This is a genomic window from Dyadobacter sp. UC 10 (assembly GCF_008369915.1).
GTDB lineage: Bacteria > Bacteroidota > Bacteroidia > Cytophagales > Spirosomataceae > Dyadobacter.
Map to the genome: position 1 here is coordinate 6,153,156 of NZ_VSRN01000001.1, position 16,263 is coordinate 6,169,418.

Here is a 16,263-nt window from a genome sequence, read left to right on the forward strand (position 1 = left end):
GGTTGAAAATTATACTTGAACGGTGCCCTTATTCGGCTTATTTTGTCGCACCAATTTCCTGAACCTCTTAATATTTTACGATGAAAAAACTGTTCGCAGTAATTTTCCTTTTGTGCATTTCCAACCTGCACAGCCATTCTCAGCCTGCTGCAAAACCAAATGTCATTGTGTTTATGGTAGATGATATGGGTTGGCAGGATACTTCCGTGCCGTTTTGGAACAAAGCCACCGACTTCAATAAACGTTACCACACCCCCAACATGGAACGCCTGGCAAAAGAGGGTATGAAGTTTACCAATGCCTATGCAATGCCGGTTTGTACGCCCACGAGGGTCAGTCTGCTTACGGGAGTCAATGCGGCCCGTACCCGTGTGACACACTGGACGTCTCCCGAACAAAACAAAAATACGGACCACCCTGACGCGACTTTTAACCCTGTCGACTGGAATATCAATGGATTAAGCCCGGAGGCTGGCGTTGGCCATACATTTCATGCAACCCCGCTGCCTGCGGTACTGCGTCAAAACGGCTACTATACCATTCACAGTGGAAAAGCACATTTCGGTTCTTCAGGAACACCCGGCTCTGACCCCAAAAACCTTGGTTTCGACATTAACATTGCAGGCAGCTCAATCGGCCACCCGGCGAGCTATCTCGGCCAGAAAAATTACGATTCGCCTGTAAAAGGAAAACCAAACCGGAACGCAGTTCCCGGCCTGGAAGCCTATCACGGTACCGACGTCTTCCTTAGCGACGCGATTACCATTGAAGCATTGAAAGCACTTGAAAAACCGGTCACGGAAAAGCAGCCCTTTTTCCTGTACCTCGCCCACTATGCCGTCCACACGCCGATTAATGCCGATAAGCGTTATTTGGAAAAGTATCTGAAAATGGGGCTGGACAGCATCGAGGCGAAGTATGCTACGCTGGTGGAAGGAATGGACAAAAGCCTGGGAGATGTGCTCAATTACCTGGATAACAAGGACATCGCAAAAAACACGGTCGTAATTTTTATGTCCGACAATGGCGGGCTGAGCCGCACTCCTCCCAGGGGCGGCAAAGCCTGGACGCATAATCTCCCGTTAAAGGCAGGGAAAGGTTCGGTTTATGAAGGCGGGATCCGGGAACCTATGCTCGTTCGCTGGCCTGGCGTAACGAGGCCAGGTTCAGTCGCCGAGCAATACGTGATTATCGAAGACTTCTTTCCGACTATTCTTGAAGTGGCAGGTGCTAAAAATCAGAAAATGCTGCAGCAAACTGACGGCGAGAGTTTTCTGAAACTTCTAAAAAATCCCGCATTGAAAAACCAACAGCGCGAGCTCCTGTGGCACCATCCCAACCGCTGGACACCGGAAGATGGCCCTAACATCAATTATGCGAGTGCTTTCAGAAAAGGAAACTGGAAATTGATCTACAATTATGAAAAGGCGGCATTGGAGCTCTATGATCTGCAAAATGATATCGGTGAAGAAAATAACCTCGCCGGCTCCAATCCTGAAAAAGTGAAAGAATTGGCCGCGCTGTTTACCCGCAAACTAAAAAAGTGGGACGCGCAATGGCCCACTTTTAAAGCCACCGGAAAGCAGGTCCCGTGGCCGGATCAGATAACAGTGAAATAACTACCGGCCGGTGCCTGACTGCAGGGATGAGAGTTTTTTTTCATCCTTGCTGATATCATCCCTGAGGTTATCAATATCTTTCTTAAGTCTTTCCAGCTGATCGGCTGTTCGTCTTGCTCTTTTTGCGTCGCGGTGGGCGGAGCCTGCACTTTTGCTTGCCCGGCGTGCCTTAGATTTATTCTGCGAGTCACTACCCAATTTTTCGGCTGCCTCACGGTTTGCATCGGCTGATTTTTGCGCATCCTCAGCCGCTTTGGCCGCCTCTTCTGTTTTATTTTGCAGCTCGTTTTCAAGCTTTGCCAATTCCAGCTTATTGTCGTTCAATCGCTTACTAAGTTCCAGGGTTTGTTTCCTTTCTTTCAATGTGTTGATAGAGTCATTTGAAACAACCTGTGCCGACAGGGAGAAAGTCAGCATAGTCAAAACGAGGGTTGCTACTGCATTCGTAATTTTCATTGCTTTTAATATTTAGATGAGGTAATGAAATGATAATTGCAAAAATCATACCCGTATACCGAGACCCGTTCTCTTGTCATCCTTTTTCGCAAAATGATCTAATCATTCGATTTTAGGCCGCTTTTGGGGAATCTTCCCGCCGGGTGGGCGGTTATCTGAGCATATACCTGACTATATGCTTCATCAATCAATTATCAAACTCTTGAAAAGTGAAACCCCTTTTACGTTTTTTGCTCATTCCGGGCCTGCTTCTTCTTTCTTCCTGTGACAGTCTCTTTCTATACAACCCTAATCAGGTAAAACTTCTCAACGGAGAATCCAACCTGAATGCCCGCAACATTGAACGGCTTAACAGGATACCCGCATCGGACACTCTGAAGTTTATCCTGATGGGCGATTCGCAGCGATGGTACGACGAATCGGAAGACTTTGTGGAAAGTGCCAACAAGCAGCGCGACATATCATTTGTTCTTCATGCTGGCGACATTTCTGATTTCGGCCTTTCGCAGGAGTTCAAATGGGTCAACCGGATCCTCTCCAAACTGAATGTGCCTTACATGACCGTCATAGGCAACCACGACGTAGTTGCTAATGGTCCCGATGCATACCGAAAAATGTACGGGGAATTCAACTATTCCTTCGAATACGGCGATCACAAGTTCATATTCATCAATACCAATTCGAGGGAATACGCATTCGACGGATCGGTACCGGATGTGGCGTGGCTGCGGGCTGAGCTGGCTGATAACCCCGGCAACAAGGATATGATCGTGGTGGCGCACATCCCGCCCTATGACCATGATTTTGATAAAAACCTTGAAAATGAATACGCAAGGCTGCTCGCCGAAAACCCTAATGTACACCTGAGCTTGTACGGTCACCAGCATTCATTCAGCGATGGTGACTATTATGAGGATGGTGTACGCTATGTCATCACCACAAGTATGGGAGCACGTGGTTATCTGAAAATCAAAGTATGGAAAGGCGGACAGGAAATTGAACGTGTTGAATTTTAAATAAAATGACCAGATATCTGCTACTCGTACTCACGCTTTTCCAGCTGACAACGTACGCACAGCAAGGACCAAAGGCAAAACACTGGTACCTGCCCGACCACATGAAATTGCAGTTTGCAGGCGGAACGGGCTTTTTATCAGGAGGGCCGGGGTACAATTCAAAAAATAAGACGCTGGAAACCGATCTGCTCTTCGGATATCTGCCGGAGCAATTCGGAGGGGATGCTTTGATCACGATTACAGGGAAAACCACTTATTCGCCCTGGCGTATAAAGCTCAGAAATGACTATTACCTCGCACCAGCCTCCATTGGAATGTACCTCAGTTATACTTTCGGGCCGCAGTTCGACTGGAAATGGCCGGCATATTATCCAAAAGGCTATTACTGGTGGGCAACAGCATTCAGGCCCGGTGTATTTGCGGGCGGTAAGATCGGGCGGGAAATGACCGTGCGCTCGCGCAGGCGCGGCCTGGAATTGTATTACGAGCTGGGCACCTACGATCTGATGCTGATCAGTTATGTCCAGAATACCGGATTCCTGACACCCGGAGATATTCTGAACCTGGCTATCGGGTTGAAGTTCGCTTTTTAGGCAAGATCTTCTGTTTTTGAAGAAATGTCCCTGATGATGTCATCCAGGGAATAGGCCGAATGAAGAATATGTTCGAGGAGCTCATCCTTTTCTGTTTCCGAGTTTTCGTAGTTCCTGAGCAGGTCGATCAGTGACATCAGTCTGGCCAGCGGTGCCCGGATAACATGAGATTGCATCCAGGCTATGTCCTGCAATTTTTGGTTCCTTTCCTCAATCTCGCTCACATAGCGGCGCTTTTCAGTCACATCCCTGCCGATCGATATCCAGTGCGTCAGCATTCCTGCACCGTCCACCACCGGATGAATGGAAAGGTTGATAAAATAGTGCTTATCGTCCTGCTGATAACGGATCGTTTCTTCTTTCAGCGGCGCTACGTTTCTGATCGCCCAGGCGAGTCGCCCGAAGTCGTTTTGAGGCGAATCGAAGCCCCGTAGTGACATTGGGTTCTGGCCTGTCACTTCGGCGGATGTGTATCCGGTAAGTCGGGTAAAGGCTGCATTAACATATAAAATCCGTAGCTGGGTAGCATCTCCCGGGTCAGACTTTGCTATCAAAATTGCGTCGCTGGTATTGGTAATGACCGAACCCAGCAATTTTAATTCGTACTCTTCCTTTTTTTGCCTCGAAATATCCCGGAGCACACCGATCATCCGCACCGCCCGTCCCGACCGGTTTCGACGTATGTAACCTATCTCTTCAACAAAAGCATAACCTCCATCGGAACGCCTGAAACGATAGTCTGCGGTCCATTTCTTCTGGTTCTTGTCTGCAAGATGTAACTGCAGGCTTTGCTCGATAGGATCGCGGTCGGTCGGGTGCAGGAGCTCCACCCACTTTTGGATCGGAAATTTATCAATGCCGGTCTGTAAACCAAAAAGCCTCAAAAATCCTTCACCCCATTCGATATGGTCGTTAATCAGGTCCCAGTCGTAGACCGCATCGTTGGTGGCCATATTGAGCAGTTCGTAGCGTTCGTTGCTTTTCCGCAAGTCGTCAATCGCCTGCTTGCGCTCCGAAACGTCGATACCAATGCATTGTATCTCGGTAGCCTGCCCGTCGGAATCCGTCAGCGCGATAAAATGCCAGTACACGGTCCTGGCTTTTTCACTTTGCTGGACATGGTCGAGCTCGACGGAAAAGATCTTTCCCGGATTACGCAGGCATTTCCCCACCACTTCTATCACATTCATCCTGTGATAATGGCAAACCACGAGAATACAGTTTACGCCTATAAAATCCCCGCCATTGTAAAACCAGCGAAAATCCTCCCGGAACATGCTATTATAGTAAGTATATTTTCCCACCAGATCGGTACGCACCACATAATTGGTCTGCGAGTCAACCAGGCTCCTCAGCCTCGATTCGCTGGCGAGCAGTTCTTCCTGTATTTTTTTGCTGGCAGTAATATCCAGGCACGCCCCTATCATCTTGATTACCTTACCGTTTTCGTCCAGCTTGGTCTTACTCCATGTTTTCAGATACCTGCTTTCTCCGGAAGAGTGGAAAATACGCTCTTCGAATTCAATCTCGCTTTTGGATTCCATGGCATTCAGAATGCCTTCCTTCACTTTCGTTCTGTCGGTTGGGTGAACCAGTTCCAGGTAGGCTTCCAGCGAAGGTTTGAATGTGTCGCGTTCAAGTCCATAGATGGTATAGAGTGTATCAGACCAGGTGACTTCATCGTTACCAATATCCCACTGCCAGGTGCCAAACCGAGCCAGTTCCTGTCCCTGCGAAATCAGCAGCGCCGCGTCGGCGACGAATTCCGCATTCCTGCGACTTTCAAGAATTACCGTTAAAAGGGCAACGACCTTATCGATCAGCTTCAATTCTTCCTCATTCGGTGACCTTACCTTTTCGTAATAGGCGGCAAAAGTGGCAATTACCGTGTCGTCGGAGACAATGATCGGATGCGACCAGCATGCAAGTAACCCGGCCTCTAATGCAATGTTTTTATAAAGTAACCAGCGCCGGTCGGTAGCGATATCGTCAACAATTACCAGTTTCCGGGTAAAAGCTGCCGTCCCGCAGGACCCGGAATAGGCGCCGATTTCCAGATTCTCAATACGCCGGATATAGGTTTCAGGCAATGAGGGCGACGCCCAATTGACGAGCCTGTTATCCTTAATACCAAGGATGGAGCATTTCATGTCCGGAAAAATCTGCTCGATCCCCAGCAGGTAACGGTTCAGCACATCAGCGAGTATCAAGTCTTTTTCAGCATTCAACCCGATCACCGCCTTTTCCAGACGTTCTACATCTTCCAACCGCTTGGTTTCAGTAATATCGACCATAAAGCCGCGCAGCAAAAGCGGCCCCTGTTCCTGCGCGACAATGGTAACGAGGTCCCTGATCCAGATTACCTCCCCGTCAGCACGGATCATTCGGTAGTCGAAACGGTGGTTGGCGCCAGGTTCGGTTAATACCGGGATCAATGCGGGTATTTCTGCACGGTCGTCGCTATGCATGTGATTGGCCCAAAAATCGGGATCCGCCAGCCACTCCGCGGCAGTATAACCCAGTATCTTTTCAACCTGATCACTCACAAAAGTGCCCCTGAAAGTATCCGCATCTGCCTCCCAGACAATTCCGTCTATGGTACGGATCAGATCCTTGCTCTGCGTGGCTCTTCTTATTTCCGTCACATCCGTCACACTCACCACCAATAATTGCTTATTTCCGCTACTCAAAGGGGCCACATTTCCGGAAAGTATCCGGATATCCTGCTCATCAGCACCATTCAGATCATTCAAATAGAGATCAGTCTGCATTTGCAGTTGCTTTCCTGCGTGCAAAACCTCCGTAAACAGCCTGTCCCACTCCTGCCGGCTGCCTCCCCGCAGCGATGGCATTGATTCAAAAAAACCTTTTCCAATTACGTCATCCGCACGTGTACCGGTCAGTTCCTGCCACTTGCGGTTTACAGCGAGGACTGTAAAAACCGGCGCATCTGCTTCCAGCACTATACAGGGTGCCGGCAGCAGATCGAATACCAAATCAAAGTCAATATTCACCATGCAGCCTATACGTTGTCATGTTAACTACTCCGCTTCGTAACCTGCTTATCGTAAACTCAAGAATTGAAACCGGACTTTTCGGACCAACTACAAATACAGATGAAATATCGATATTTTATAGAATTAATTTAGATATGATTACTAAGAATGATAAAACTCTGGCGTGACGACTGCGGATACCGGAGTATTCCAAAAATTCTTTTAGCGAATATTGATTATATTTCAGGATAAAAATGATCACTCAGGATTCCCAACCCGCTTTTGCGGAAAAGCACCACGCAATATCCGATGAACTCCCTTTCCCCCATTATTACATTGGCCATTTACTGGCTTGGGCTTTTATCCTTGAAGCTATTTCCTGTTGCGACACCGGCTTCAAATCCTGCTGAGAAAATAACCATGTGCGGGCCCGTTTACAGTGCAAACTCAACGGCGGATGAAAACGGCAAGTTCGTCGGCGTGCTGCCTGGCTGGGGTTCTTATTCTTTTCCGGTTACCACCACTGTCGACAGCTCGCAATTTTATTTCGATCAGGGTTTAAATATGTATTACAGCTACCATATGCGGGAATCGGTAGCTTCTTTCAGGGAAGCCGCCCGGCTTGACCCGCAAAATGCGATGGCCTACTGGGGGCAGGCACTTGCCATGGGACCTTATTACAACGCGGCGCATAGCTATACCAAACCCGCCGAAATCCCGGAAGTTCTGGCAAGAATGAATGAAGCAGCCGCCGGTGCCACCAACAAAGAACAAAAGCTGATCAAAGCCATGAACACAAGGTATTCCGACAGCCCCGGCGATGCGGAACGGCAGGCATTGAATACCGCCTACGCCCGCAGCTTAAAGTCGCTTGTCGCCGCACACCCCGAAGAAAAAGAGTTCAAAATACTGTACATCGACGCCATGATGCTGCTGCATGCCTGGGACTTCTGGAACCGGGACGGAACGCCAAAAACCTGGACGCCCGAGCTTGTGAAGCTTTGCGAAAAAGTGTTAAAAGTAAGCCCAAAACATCCGGCGGCGTTGCATTACCACATCCACCTGACCGAAGCATCGCGCAATCCGGGCGTTGCATTGGGCAGTGCGGAAACGCTGAGAGATTTGCTGCCTGGCGTCGCGCACATGGTACACATGGCCAGCCACGAATACGAGCGTAATGCACTGTATCATAAAGGAGTGGAAGTAAACAATCTCGCCGATGACAACCTGTTACGCTACGACATGCTGGCCAGAAATCTCGGTTTAAACAAGCACTCATCGCATTACTTTGCAGTGCAGACCTATTGTGCGCTAACTGGCGGCATGTATAAAGATGCATTGCGTTATGCGCAGCGCGCCAGAAAAAGTGTCACCCCTTCCTATGAAGCCACTTATGATCAATATCTGTTCATGCTGCCCGTTATGGCGCAAGTGCGAATGGGCAAATGGCAGGAAATACTGAACGATACGGTAGCGGCTGATCCCAGGTGGACTTATGCGGGCATTCTCTCGCACTTTGCAAAAGGAATTGCTTTTGTCAATACAGATAACACCGAATCGGCAGCGCGGGAGTTGGACAGTCTTAGAAAAAAGATTAACGATCCTGTTCTGACGAAACGACGGATACCTTTTAACTCACCCGTTGAAATCGCGCGGATCGCCGAGAAGATCCTTACCGGAGTTGTATATTATGCGCAAAAGGATCAGGCAAAAGCAATTGCCAGTCTGGAAGCAGCGGTGAAGCTGGAAGACAATCTTGTCTACACAGAGCCAAAAGACTGGCCGTTACCCAGCAGGCAGTTTTTAGGGCATATTTTGTTAAAAAGCGGCAAGACGGCACTGGCGGGCCAGGTTTACCGCGCGGATCTCGCTAAAAATCCGGGAAATGGATGGTCGCTGATTGGCTTGTTCCAAACTGCGAAAGCACAGGGAAATGCCCAGTTGGCTGCCAGGTACGCAGCGCAATATAAACTGCCTTTTGCGCACGCCGACGAAATCCCGACCAGGTCTGTTTTTCTGAAATGAACTTGAACATCAATCATCTTCTACCATGCCTGCATCCCGAAAAAAAGCCATCAACGTCATTCTTGCCGCCACATTTATTGCCGGTACGCTGGATATCCTGGCGGCTATCCTGGTTTATTCCATTGTGCTTGAGCAAACAAGCCCCTCAATGATATTGATGTCCATCGCCAGCGGCGTATTTGGCAAAGCTGCGTTTTCAGGCGGTAGCCTGATGGTACTGGCTGGTCTTCTTTTGCATTACTTGATCGCATTCCTGTTTTCCACATTCTACTACATCATTTACCCCGGACTCGAATTTTTGAAAAAACAGCGGCTGATCAGCGGGATATTGTATGGGATTTTTGTGTGGCTGGTCATGAACCTGGGTGTGCTGCGGATCGTCTTCTCCGCCAAGCTGCCATCCGACCCGGAAGCCGCCCTGCTCGGAATATCGATCTTAATCATTGCATTCGGAATCCCGATTTCCTACATCATCTCAACCAGCAGGAACTAGACACTGTCGCCTGTCCCATAACGCTTTTCTCTGATTTTGCTATAAATTGTCCTTTCAAAGCATTTTTATAATTACCCTTTAAATCATCAAAAGTGAAAATACCAATATATACCGGTATCGTATTACTTTGCCTTGCCGGCGTTTTTGCCGGAGCATTCGGTCAAGACAATCCTACTTTTAAGGTAAAGGCCGGGGATTATCCCGACAAGGTCATTCCGGTCGCCGCACAGTTTCAGTACCCGGAATTTAAAAAAGGAAAAGTGCTGTTCTATGGCGGTCGCATGGCGGAGGCGTTGCTGAATTACTCTTATCTGAGCGGCGAAATACTTTTCCTGAAAGATCATAAAGACACGCTGGAACTGCTTGATAAAGAATTGGTGAAGGTAGTGGACATTCAGGGGGCCATTTTTTATAATGATAAACAATACGGCTTTTGTGAGATGGTATCCAATTACGGAGGTATTAAACTATCCAAGAAACATGCCCTGACGAGGATCGGAGACGAAAAGGGCGGACCTTATGGTATCTCCTATACAGCCTCTTCCGTGACTACCTACAGTTCTTATGCAAACGCAAATGCACCAGCTGGAAAAAAACTTAAAATGGATACAGAAGCTATTTTCGGGCATCGCACACTGTATTTTTTTGTTGATAAAAATGACCGTTATCTGATACCCGGCAAAAATAGTATTGTCAGACTTTTCCCTAAGTACAAGAACCAGATAAGCCAGTATCTCAAGGAGAATCCCGTCAATTTTACGCTGGAAGATGATCTGGAAAGGTTACTTGCTTATAGTCAGGGATTGGATCAATAGCTTTTGTCAGGCAGGGCCTGATTTTAATATGCTTTCGTGTTTCCATGACCGATATCAGAATGAAAATAGCTACCTATAATGTAAATGGCGTCAATGGCAGGCTGCCGGTACTGCTCCGCTGGCTACAGGAAGCCGCGCCTGACGTGGTATGCCTTCAGGAACTGAAAGCGCCGCAGGAGAAGTTTCCTTTCAAAGCAATCGAAGATGCAGGCTACCAGGCAATCTGGCACGGACAAAAAAGCTGGAACGGCGTGGCAATACTCGCGCGCGGGTTGGAGATCCAGGAAGTGCGCCGCGAATTGCCGGGAGATTTGGAGGACACCCACAGCCGGTACATTGAAGCTATCATTAATAACATGCTGATCGGATGCCTGTATCTGCCGAATGGAAATCCCGCTCCCGGGCCGAAATTCGACTACAAGCTCCGCTGGTTTGAACGGCTGGCGAACCATGCAGCAGAATTGCTCAGCCACGATGTACCTGTGATACTGACCGGAGATTACAATGTGATGCCCACCGAACTGGACGTTTACAAACCAGAACGCTGGCTGGACGATGCACTGTTCCGCCCCGAAACACGAGCCGCATTCAAATCCCTGGTCGACCAGGGATGGACAGACGCCCTCAGGACGCTGTATCCCGACGAGAAAATTTACACTTTCTGGGATTATTTCCGGAATGCCTACGGCCGCAACGCAGGCCTTCGCATTGACCATTTCCTGCTGAGCCCGCATTTTAAAAACAGACTTCAAAACGCCGGAGTAGATAAGGAAGTGAGGGGTTGGGAAAAGTCCAGTGACCACGCTCCCGTATGGATTGAGCTGGCGGAAGAATGATGTGCAGGCATTTTTTGTTGTCAAATTGTTTTTTAATAGATTTGTAACCTCAAATAAACAAGCTGCTACATGTGATAAGCAATTTCTTTCAGATCAGATAAACGGGCACCTGCATGGTTGCGCCCGCAACTCATCACTCATTCCACGAAAGAAATTATGCTTTTTTTGCAAGATGTCGCTTACGCGCATCCCAACCGGGATATGCTGTTGAAGCAAATCAATATCTCCATAAATAAAAATGAAAAAGTGTCCCTGATCGGGCACAACGGTACCGGCAAGTCTACATTGCTAAAATTGATGGCGGGCGTATTACAGCCGACTTCCGGCCTGATCAAGTCCGAATCCATACCCTATTACATACCTCAGCTCGTTGGCCAGGCGAACGACCTAACTATTGCACAGGCTTTATATATTGATCAGAAAATCAACGCTTTAAGGAAGATTCTCAACGGTGAAGTTACTGATGAGCACCTGGTATCCGTGGGCGACGACTGGTCGGTTGAGGAGCGGTGCGCGGAAGCATTCGCCAATTGGGAACTCGATCTGCCTGACCTGTCCCAGCGCATGCAAACACTAAGCGGCGGTCAGAAAACGAAGGTATTTCTGGCAGGAATCGACATTCACAGTCCCGACATTGTTTTAATGGACGAACCCAGCAACCACCTAGACCTGGCGGCCAGAAAAAAGCTTTATCAGTATGTGCAGCATACCCCGCAAACCCTGGTCATAGTGAGCCATGACAGACAGTTGCTCAACATTCCTGAAACGGTTTATGCGCTGAGCAGGCAAGGTATCTCGCTGTACGGAGGCAACTATGATTTCTATCTCGAACAAAAACGAATTGAGAACGAAGCACTCAGCCAGGACATCCGAAACAAGGAAAGAGCGTTGCGCAAGGCGAAGGAAATAGAACGGGAGTCGGTGGAAAGACAGCAAAAGCTCGACGCCCGAGGCAAAAAGAAGCAGGAAAAAGCAGGACTGCCGACCATCTCGATGAATACCTTTCGAAATAACGCCGAGAAAAGTACTTCCAGAATAAAAAACGTCCACGCAGAGAAAACCGGGGCGATCGCACAGGAAGTACATCACCTGCGCCGCGAGCTTCCTGAGGTTGGTAAAATGAAAATGGATTTTGATCATTCAGGCCTGCATAAAGGAAAGATCCTGATGAAGGCTGAGCAAGTCAATTTTGCTTATGACGGTCAGCAGCTGTGGAAACTCCCCCTCGATTTTCAGATTGTCAGCGGTGAAAGAATTGCGATCAAAGGCCGGAACGGATCTGGTAAAACAACGCTGATAAGAATGGTACTCAATACGTTGCAGCCTTCGGCAGGACTACTGGAAATTATGGATTTCAACGCAATCTATATTGATCAGGAATATTCACTGATTGATCCCGCACTTACGGTTTATGAACAGGTACAACGCTTCAATTCGGGGGCATTGCAGGAACACGAGATCAAGATCCGGCTTAACCGCTATCTATTCGGACAGGAGAGCTGGGTAAAACCTTGCAGCGCACTGAGCGGAGGTGAAAAAATGCGGCTCATCCTCTGCTCACTTGCGGTAAGTAACCATGCACCCGATATGATCGTACTGGACGAGCCGACCAATAACCTCGATATTCAGAATATTGAAATCCTTTCGGCGGCAGTGAATGAGTACGAAGGTACGCTCCTGGTCATCTCGCACGACGAATATTTTCTGAAAGAAATCAATGTTGCGCGCGCGATCGACCTGGACCTGGCTAACATTTCACCCGCTTAATCTGACGATTGAATGTGCTTTCCTGACAATTGACAAAGGAAAACAACGGGTGAATCTGCACGGCGTGTAAATTTGACACAAAGCCGGCCGGTTAAAAAAATGCCAGAATATTAGGGAGCAATCCCTGCATGTCAGCTTTTGAAAATAAACACATAACAGAAACGTGGAAGCAGCCTCCACAGCAACATGGCATGAGCAGGCGTTTCGGTCTTATTGACAAGTATTCGGATTCTCTCCGGCGGAATCGCCTGCATTATATCATTTGCACCGGCGTTATGGTTTGCCTTCTGCCGGTGGTGGGCTTTGCGTTGTGGGGTAACAAGTTTTTTTCGGATCCGGCAGTGATGGTCGGCGGTAGCATTCTGAACCTGTTTTTTTGTTTGACTGCATACCTTCTCAATCTCAGCGGATCCCGCCTCGTTCCTGCGATTTATCCCGATACTTACCAATCTATTCACCGCGTTGCTTTCTGGTTCGGCCTGTATGTGGTCGTCAATATCACTTTGCTGACTGTCAGCCTCGCACTTTACCACTTTTTTCACGTATTCGGGTATCAATTTGAAAAGGTAACTGCTTCGTGGCTGGCACTTTCGCTGCTGGCAGGCTCGCTGGTTACTGCCGGGCTCACGGAGCTTTTTTATGCATTTGAACAATGGAAAACGAATCAGCATGAATTGCAGCAGCTGGAACATAAGCAGTTGCAAACTGAACTGGAAGTGGTGAAGCAGCAGGTTAACCCGCATTTTCTTTTCAATTGTCTGAACTCGCTTTCCGTTCTTATTTACGAATCGCCGGATGTGGCCGAAAAGTTTGTCGACGAAATGTCGCAGGTTTACCGCTACCTTCTGAATGTAAATGCACCAGATAAGGAAGACAGTTTGGTGACGCTTGAAACGGAAGTCCGTTTTGTCAAATCCTATATCTATCTCTTAAAGACAAGGTTTGAACACGGCATCGATGTCACCGTGCAAATCGCCGAAGTATACCTGAGCGGCCAGCTGGCGCCGCTTACGCTGCAAACGCTGCTGGATAATGCAATCAGGCACAACATCGTCTCATCTTCCCTTCCACTGCGGATCACTATCCGGACCACGCCGACGGGGCAGCTGGAAGTTTTTAACAATATGCAGAAACGTGTTATCGGCATCCCGTTCGGCAATGCCGGCCTCGCAACGCTCATCTCGCGTTACCGGCTGCTGTTCAACCAGGCCGGCACGATCCAGATCAGGGAAGAAGGCGGTTTTTTCACAGTTACCTTGCCTTTGATTTACACATGAGAGCCAGTTACAATTTCAGTGGTCTTGGGAGGCTGATCTGGCTCAGTTTATTCGGCAGATGGATATTTGTACTTCTGGTACCCTGGTTTGTCCCCACGATCAGTTACCTGCTGATTGGTCCGCCTTACCTTGCGAGCATTACCAACTTTCTCCTCGGCACACTGATGGTTTTGGCAATGACCGTCCTGGCATTCATACCTCACGACTGGGCTGCACAATACATTGCGCGCAGGTTTCCCTCATTCAATTCCTCGTTGAAAAGGGCTGCATATACAGCATTGTCGTTTCTGGTACTTACCGGCGTGTACGTGACGGTTTACGGCGCGCTCATCATGTATTTTCACCCCCTCAATGCGCAACTGGATCCCGGGAAAATGGTGAATGTGTACCTTTTTGAATTGGTAGCCATCGTTTTGCTGACCTGCCTTTACGAAGTCAATTATTCGCTGACCAAATGGAAGGAAATAAAAACCAATAAAGAAGCCATTAAAAAAGCGGGATTGCAGGGGCAGCTGCAAAGTCTGAAAAGTCAGGTAAGCCCGCATTTCCTTTTCAACAGCCTCAATACCCTTTCCGCATTGATCGTCGACGAGCCGGAACGGGCTGAGCAATTCGTGGACGAGATGGCAAAAGTGTACCGTTATCTGCTGCAAACCAATCAGGAAGCACTCACTACCCTTTCGGCGGAGATCCTTTTTATCAAATCCTATTACCATTTGCTGCGCACCAGGCACGACAAGGGCCTCGAACTGATCATTGCCATCGATGACGCGGATTTTGATAAATTCATTCCCCCGCTCACTTTACAGCTATTGGTCGAAAATGCCGTGAAGCATAATACCATTCTTGAAAAAAATCCCCTTTTTATCGAAATCCGCTCACTTGGTAACAACATACTGCAAGTGAAAAACAATCTTTTGGAAAAATCCACACCGGTCTTGTCTACCAGGCTCGGACTGGCCAATATCAAAGCCAAATACGAACTATTATCAGAAAACCAGCCCGCTATCAACGCGGGACCTGACTTTTTCACCGTTCAGCTTCCCCTACTCACTGCAATACCAGAGAACCGATGAATATCCTAATTGTTGAAGACGAAAAACTGGCGGTACGCAAACTGACCAGGCTATTGGAAGAAGTTGCGCCCGACTTCGTGATCAAAGGGGCCACACCGAGCATCGAAGCGACCGTGGAATGGATCGCAGAAAACCGGGCCGCAGGACAAAGCGAGCCGGATATTATTTTTCTCGACATCGAACTGGCCGACGGACAGAGCTTTGAGATATTCAACCGCATCGACATCAAAAGCACGGTCATTTTCACTACTTCCTATGATGAATATGCCTTGCAGGCCTTCAAGGTAAAAAGTATTGACTACCTATTGAAACCAGTGCAAAAAGAGGACCTTTTGCGGAGTATCAATAAATACTATGACCTCACAGGCGCCCGGACAGGCCCCTCACCCGCTGTTCTGCCGACGGACCTTGAGACCATATTGCGAAAGCTGAACCAGCCTCCGGTAGAATACAGAAAGCGCTTCCTGGTGAAGCAGGGAGCGCGGATGCTTTCGCTGGAAACTTCCGAAATAGCTTTTTTCTACATTGAAGAAGGCTTGTGTTTTTTTAAAAATCAGCAGGGCCAGAAATTTGTAATCGACTACAAAATGGAAGAAATTGATGAATTTCTAGACCCTGCCCGCTTTTTCCGTATTAACAGAGGTATTATCGTCACCCACCAGGCGGTTATGCAAATGCAGCCATACTACAATAACCGCCTGGCGTTGACGCTCAAACCTGCCTTCGAAAAAGAAGCGATCGTCAGCAGGGAGCGTGTGAACGAGTTTAAAAACTGGATGGGGAAATAAACGTCGCCGAAAGCGCTTCGTGCGCGCTGCTCAGGCGTCGGCGGGCAATCGGAAGACTCTTGCCGCAATGCAGCTGGATATTATCAAACCAGCGCTGCCTAATGTGGTGGCGGTTTACAGAATACGATTTGTGAACCCTGACAAAGTCGCTGCCGAGCATTTCCTGAACGATTTTCAGGCATTTGGCCACCAGGTACCTGTTGGATGCCGTACATACGAAAGTATAATTACCAACCCCTTCCAGGTAGGCAACATCCCGCCCGGCAATAGTTAATGCCCTTCCCAGGTGGTATACAACAATTACATTCGATTCGTGAAACTCATTGAGCTGACGCTGGTCAGCGAAATAATCATGGCTAACAGATGTTCTCATTTGAAAGTGATTTTATTTGACGTAGCTAATAGGTGTTATTTTGTATGTCAAATATCTCAAATGGGCACACCGGGAAAAACGGTATTAAGTCTGAATTGTAGTTTTCACTGGTTGAATCATATCAATTGCCATT

Annotated in this window: 14 protein-coding genes; 11 read left to right on the forward strand and 3 right to left on the reverse strand. The window is 48.2% G+C overall.

Translation table 11 applies throughout. The features are described 5' to 3' along the window. Positions 1-80 precede the first annotated feature (80 nt). A complete protein-coding gene (locus FXO21_RS25485) occupies positions 81-1,619 on the forward strand; it encodes a sulfatase (protein WP_149642728.1) in 1,539 nt (512 codons plus the stop codon). Here the strand turns inward: FXO21_RS25485 and FXO21_RS25490 are convergent, their stop codons facing one another. Beyond that, on the reverse strand, positions 1,620-2,075 hold the full coding sequence (locus FXO21_RS25490) for a hypothetical protein (RefSeq protein ID WP_149642729.1): 456 nt from the start codon (positions 2,073-2,075) through the stop codon (positions 1,620-1,622). A 209-nt stretch (positions 2,076-2,284) separates the two neighbouring features. Between FXO21_RS25490 and FXO21_RS25495 the strand changes: the two genes are divergently transcribed. Both FXO21_RS25495 and FXO21_RS25500 read left to right on the forward strand, forming a co-directional pair. Continuing rightward, on the forward strand, positions 2,285-3,091 hold the full coding sequence (locus FXO21_RS25495) for a metallophosphoesterase family protein (protein WP_149642730.1): 807 nt from the start codon (positions 2,285-2,287) through the stop codon (positions 3,089-3,091). A gap of 5 nt (positions 3,092-3,096) precedes the next feature. Next, the gene (locus FXO21_RS25500; RefSeq protein ID WP_149642731.1) at positions 3,097-3,684 is read left to right on the forward strand and encodes a hypothetical protein; all 588 of its coding nucleotides are present in this window, start codon (positions 3,097-3,099) and stop codon (positions 3,682-3,684) included. On the opposite strand, the gene FXO21_RS25505 is transcribed toward FXO21_RS25500, so the two are convergent. Then, on the reverse strand, positions 3,681-6,701 hold the full coding sequence (locus tag FXO21_RS25505) for a PAS domain-containing protein (RefSeq protein WP_149642732.1): 3,021 nt from the start codon (positions 6,699-6,701) through the stop codon (positions 3,681-3,683). The two genes, FXO21_RS25500 and FXO21_RS25505, sit on opposite strands and share 4 nt — an antisense overlap. A 288-nt stretch (positions 6,702-6,989) precedes the next feature. Between FXO21_RS25505 and FXO21_RS25510 the strand changes: the two genes are divergently transcribed. The 8 genes from FXO21_RS25510 to FXO21_RS25545 all read left to right on the forward strand — a co-directional run bounded on the left by FXO21_RS25510 (position 6,990) and on the right by FXO21_RS25545 (position 15,757). After that, complete coding sequence (locus FXO21_RS25510) at positions 6,990-8,705, forward strand: tetratricopeptide repeat protein (protein WP_149642733.1); 1,716 nt, start codon at positions 6,990-6,992, stop codon at positions 8,703-8,705. Between the two features lie 25 nt (positions 8,706-8,730). Next, positions 8,731-9,198, forward strand: a complete 468-nt coding sequence (locus tag FXO21_RS25515) for a DUF1440 domain-containing protein (protein WP_149642734.1) — start codon at positions 8,731-8,733, stop codon at positions 9,196-9,198. Positions 9,199-9,290: 92 nt separating this feature from the next. Further along, entirely contained in the window at positions 9,291-10,013 is a 723-nt protein-coding gene (locus FXO21_RS25520; protein ID WP_149642735.1) for a hypothetical protein, read from the forward strand. Positions 10,014-10,072: 59 nt separating this feature from the next. Beyond that, positions 10,073-10,849, forward strand: coding sequence for an exodeoxyribonuclease III (gene xth, locus FXO21_RS25525; RefSeq protein WP_149642736.1), 777 nt, complete (start codon positions 10,073-10,075; stop codon positions 10,847-10,849). Positions 10,850-11,005: 156 nt separating this feature from the next. Continuing rightward, on the forward strand, positions 11,006-12,616 hold the full coding sequence (locus tag FXO21_RS25530) for an ABC-F family ATP-binding cassette domain-containing protein (protein WP_149642737.1): 1,611 nt from the start codon (positions 11,006-11,008) through the stop codon (positions 12,614-12,616). A gap of 191 nt (positions 12,617-12,807) precedes the next feature. Then, positions 12,808-13,893: a sensor histidine kinase gene (locus FXO21_RS25535; RefSeq protein WP_192579321.1), complete on the forward strand. Its 1,086-nt coding sequence runs from the start codon at positions 12,808-12,810 to the stop codon at positions 13,891-13,893. Further along, positions 13,890-14,969, forward strand: a complete 1,080-nt coding sequence (locus FXO21_RS25540) for a sensor histidine kinase (protein ID WP_149642739.1) — start codon at positions 13,890-13,892, stop codon at positions 14,967-14,969. The genes FXO21_RS25535 and FXO21_RS25540 overlap by 4 nt, the downstream gene beginning before the upstream one ends. After that, positions 14,966-15,757, forward strand: coding sequence for a LytR/AlgR family response regulator transcription factor (locus tag FXO21_RS25545; protein ID WP_149642740.1), 792 nt, complete (start codon positions 14,966-14,968; stop codon positions 15,755-15,757). The genes FXO21_RS25540 and FXO21_RS25545 overlap by 4 nt, the downstream gene beginning before the upstream one ends. On the opposite strand, the gene FXO21_RS25550 is transcribed toward FXO21_RS25545, so the two are convergent. Continuing rightward, positions 15,735-16,130: a LytR/AlgR family response regulator transcription factor gene (locus FXO21_RS25550; RefSeq protein ID WP_149642741.1), complete on the reverse strand. Its 396-nt coding sequence runs from the start codon at positions 16,128-16,130 to the stop codon at positions 15,735-15,737. The genes FXO21_RS25545 and FXO21_RS25550 overlap by 23 nt on opposite strands. Positions 16,131-16,263 lie beyond the last annotated feature (133 nt).

Bases quoted from the DNA above. Each gene is read 5' to 3' on its own strand.
- FXO21_RS25485 (WP_149642728.1), top strand. From the start codon at position 81: ATGAAAAAACTGTTCGCAGTAATTTTCCTTTTGTGCATTTCCAACCTG.
- FXO21_RS25490 (WP_149642729.1), bottom strand. From the start codon at position 2,075: ATGAAAATTACGAATGCAGTAGCAACCCTCGTTTTGACTATGCTGACT.
- FXO21_RS25500 (WP_149642731.1), top strand. From the start codon at position 3,097: ATGACCAGATATCTGCTACTCGTACTCACGCTTTTCCAGCTGACAACG.
- FXO21_RS25505 (WP_149642732.1), bottom strand. From the start codon at position 6,701: ATGGTGAATATTGACTTTGATTTGGTATTCGATCTGCTGCCGGCACCC.
- FXO21_RS25510 (WP_149642733.1), top strand. From the start codon at position 6,990: ATGAACTCCCTTTCCCCCATTATTACATTGGCCATTTACTGGCTTGGG.
- FXO21_RS25515 (WP_149642734.1), top strand. From the start codon at position 8,731: ATGCCTGCATCCCGAAAAAAAGCCATCAACGTCATTCTTGCCGCCACA.
- xth (WP_149642736.1), top strand. From the start codon at position 10,073: ATGAAAATAGCTACCTATAATGTAAATGGCGTCAATGGCAGGCTGCCG.
- FXO21_RS25530 (WP_149642737.1), top strand. From the start codon at position 11,006: ATGCTTTTTTTGCAAGATGTCGCTTACGCGCATCCCAACCGGGATATG.
- FXO21_RS25535 (WP_192579321.1), top strand. From the start codon at position 12,808: ATGAGCAGGCGTTTCGGTCTTATTGACAAGTATTCGGATTCTCTCCGG.
- FXO21_RS25540 (WP_149642739.1), top strand. From the start codon at position 13,890: ATGAGAGCCAGTTACAATTTCAGTGGTCTTGGGAGGCTGATCTGGCTC.
- FXO21_RS25545 (WP_149642740.1), top strand. From the start codon at position 14,966: ATGAATATCCTAATTGTTGAAGACGAAAAACTGGCGGTACGCAAACTG.
- FXO21_RS25550 (WP_149642741.1), bottom strand. From the start codon at position 16,130: ATGAGAACATCTGTTAGCCATGATTATTTCGCTGACCAGCGTCAGCTC.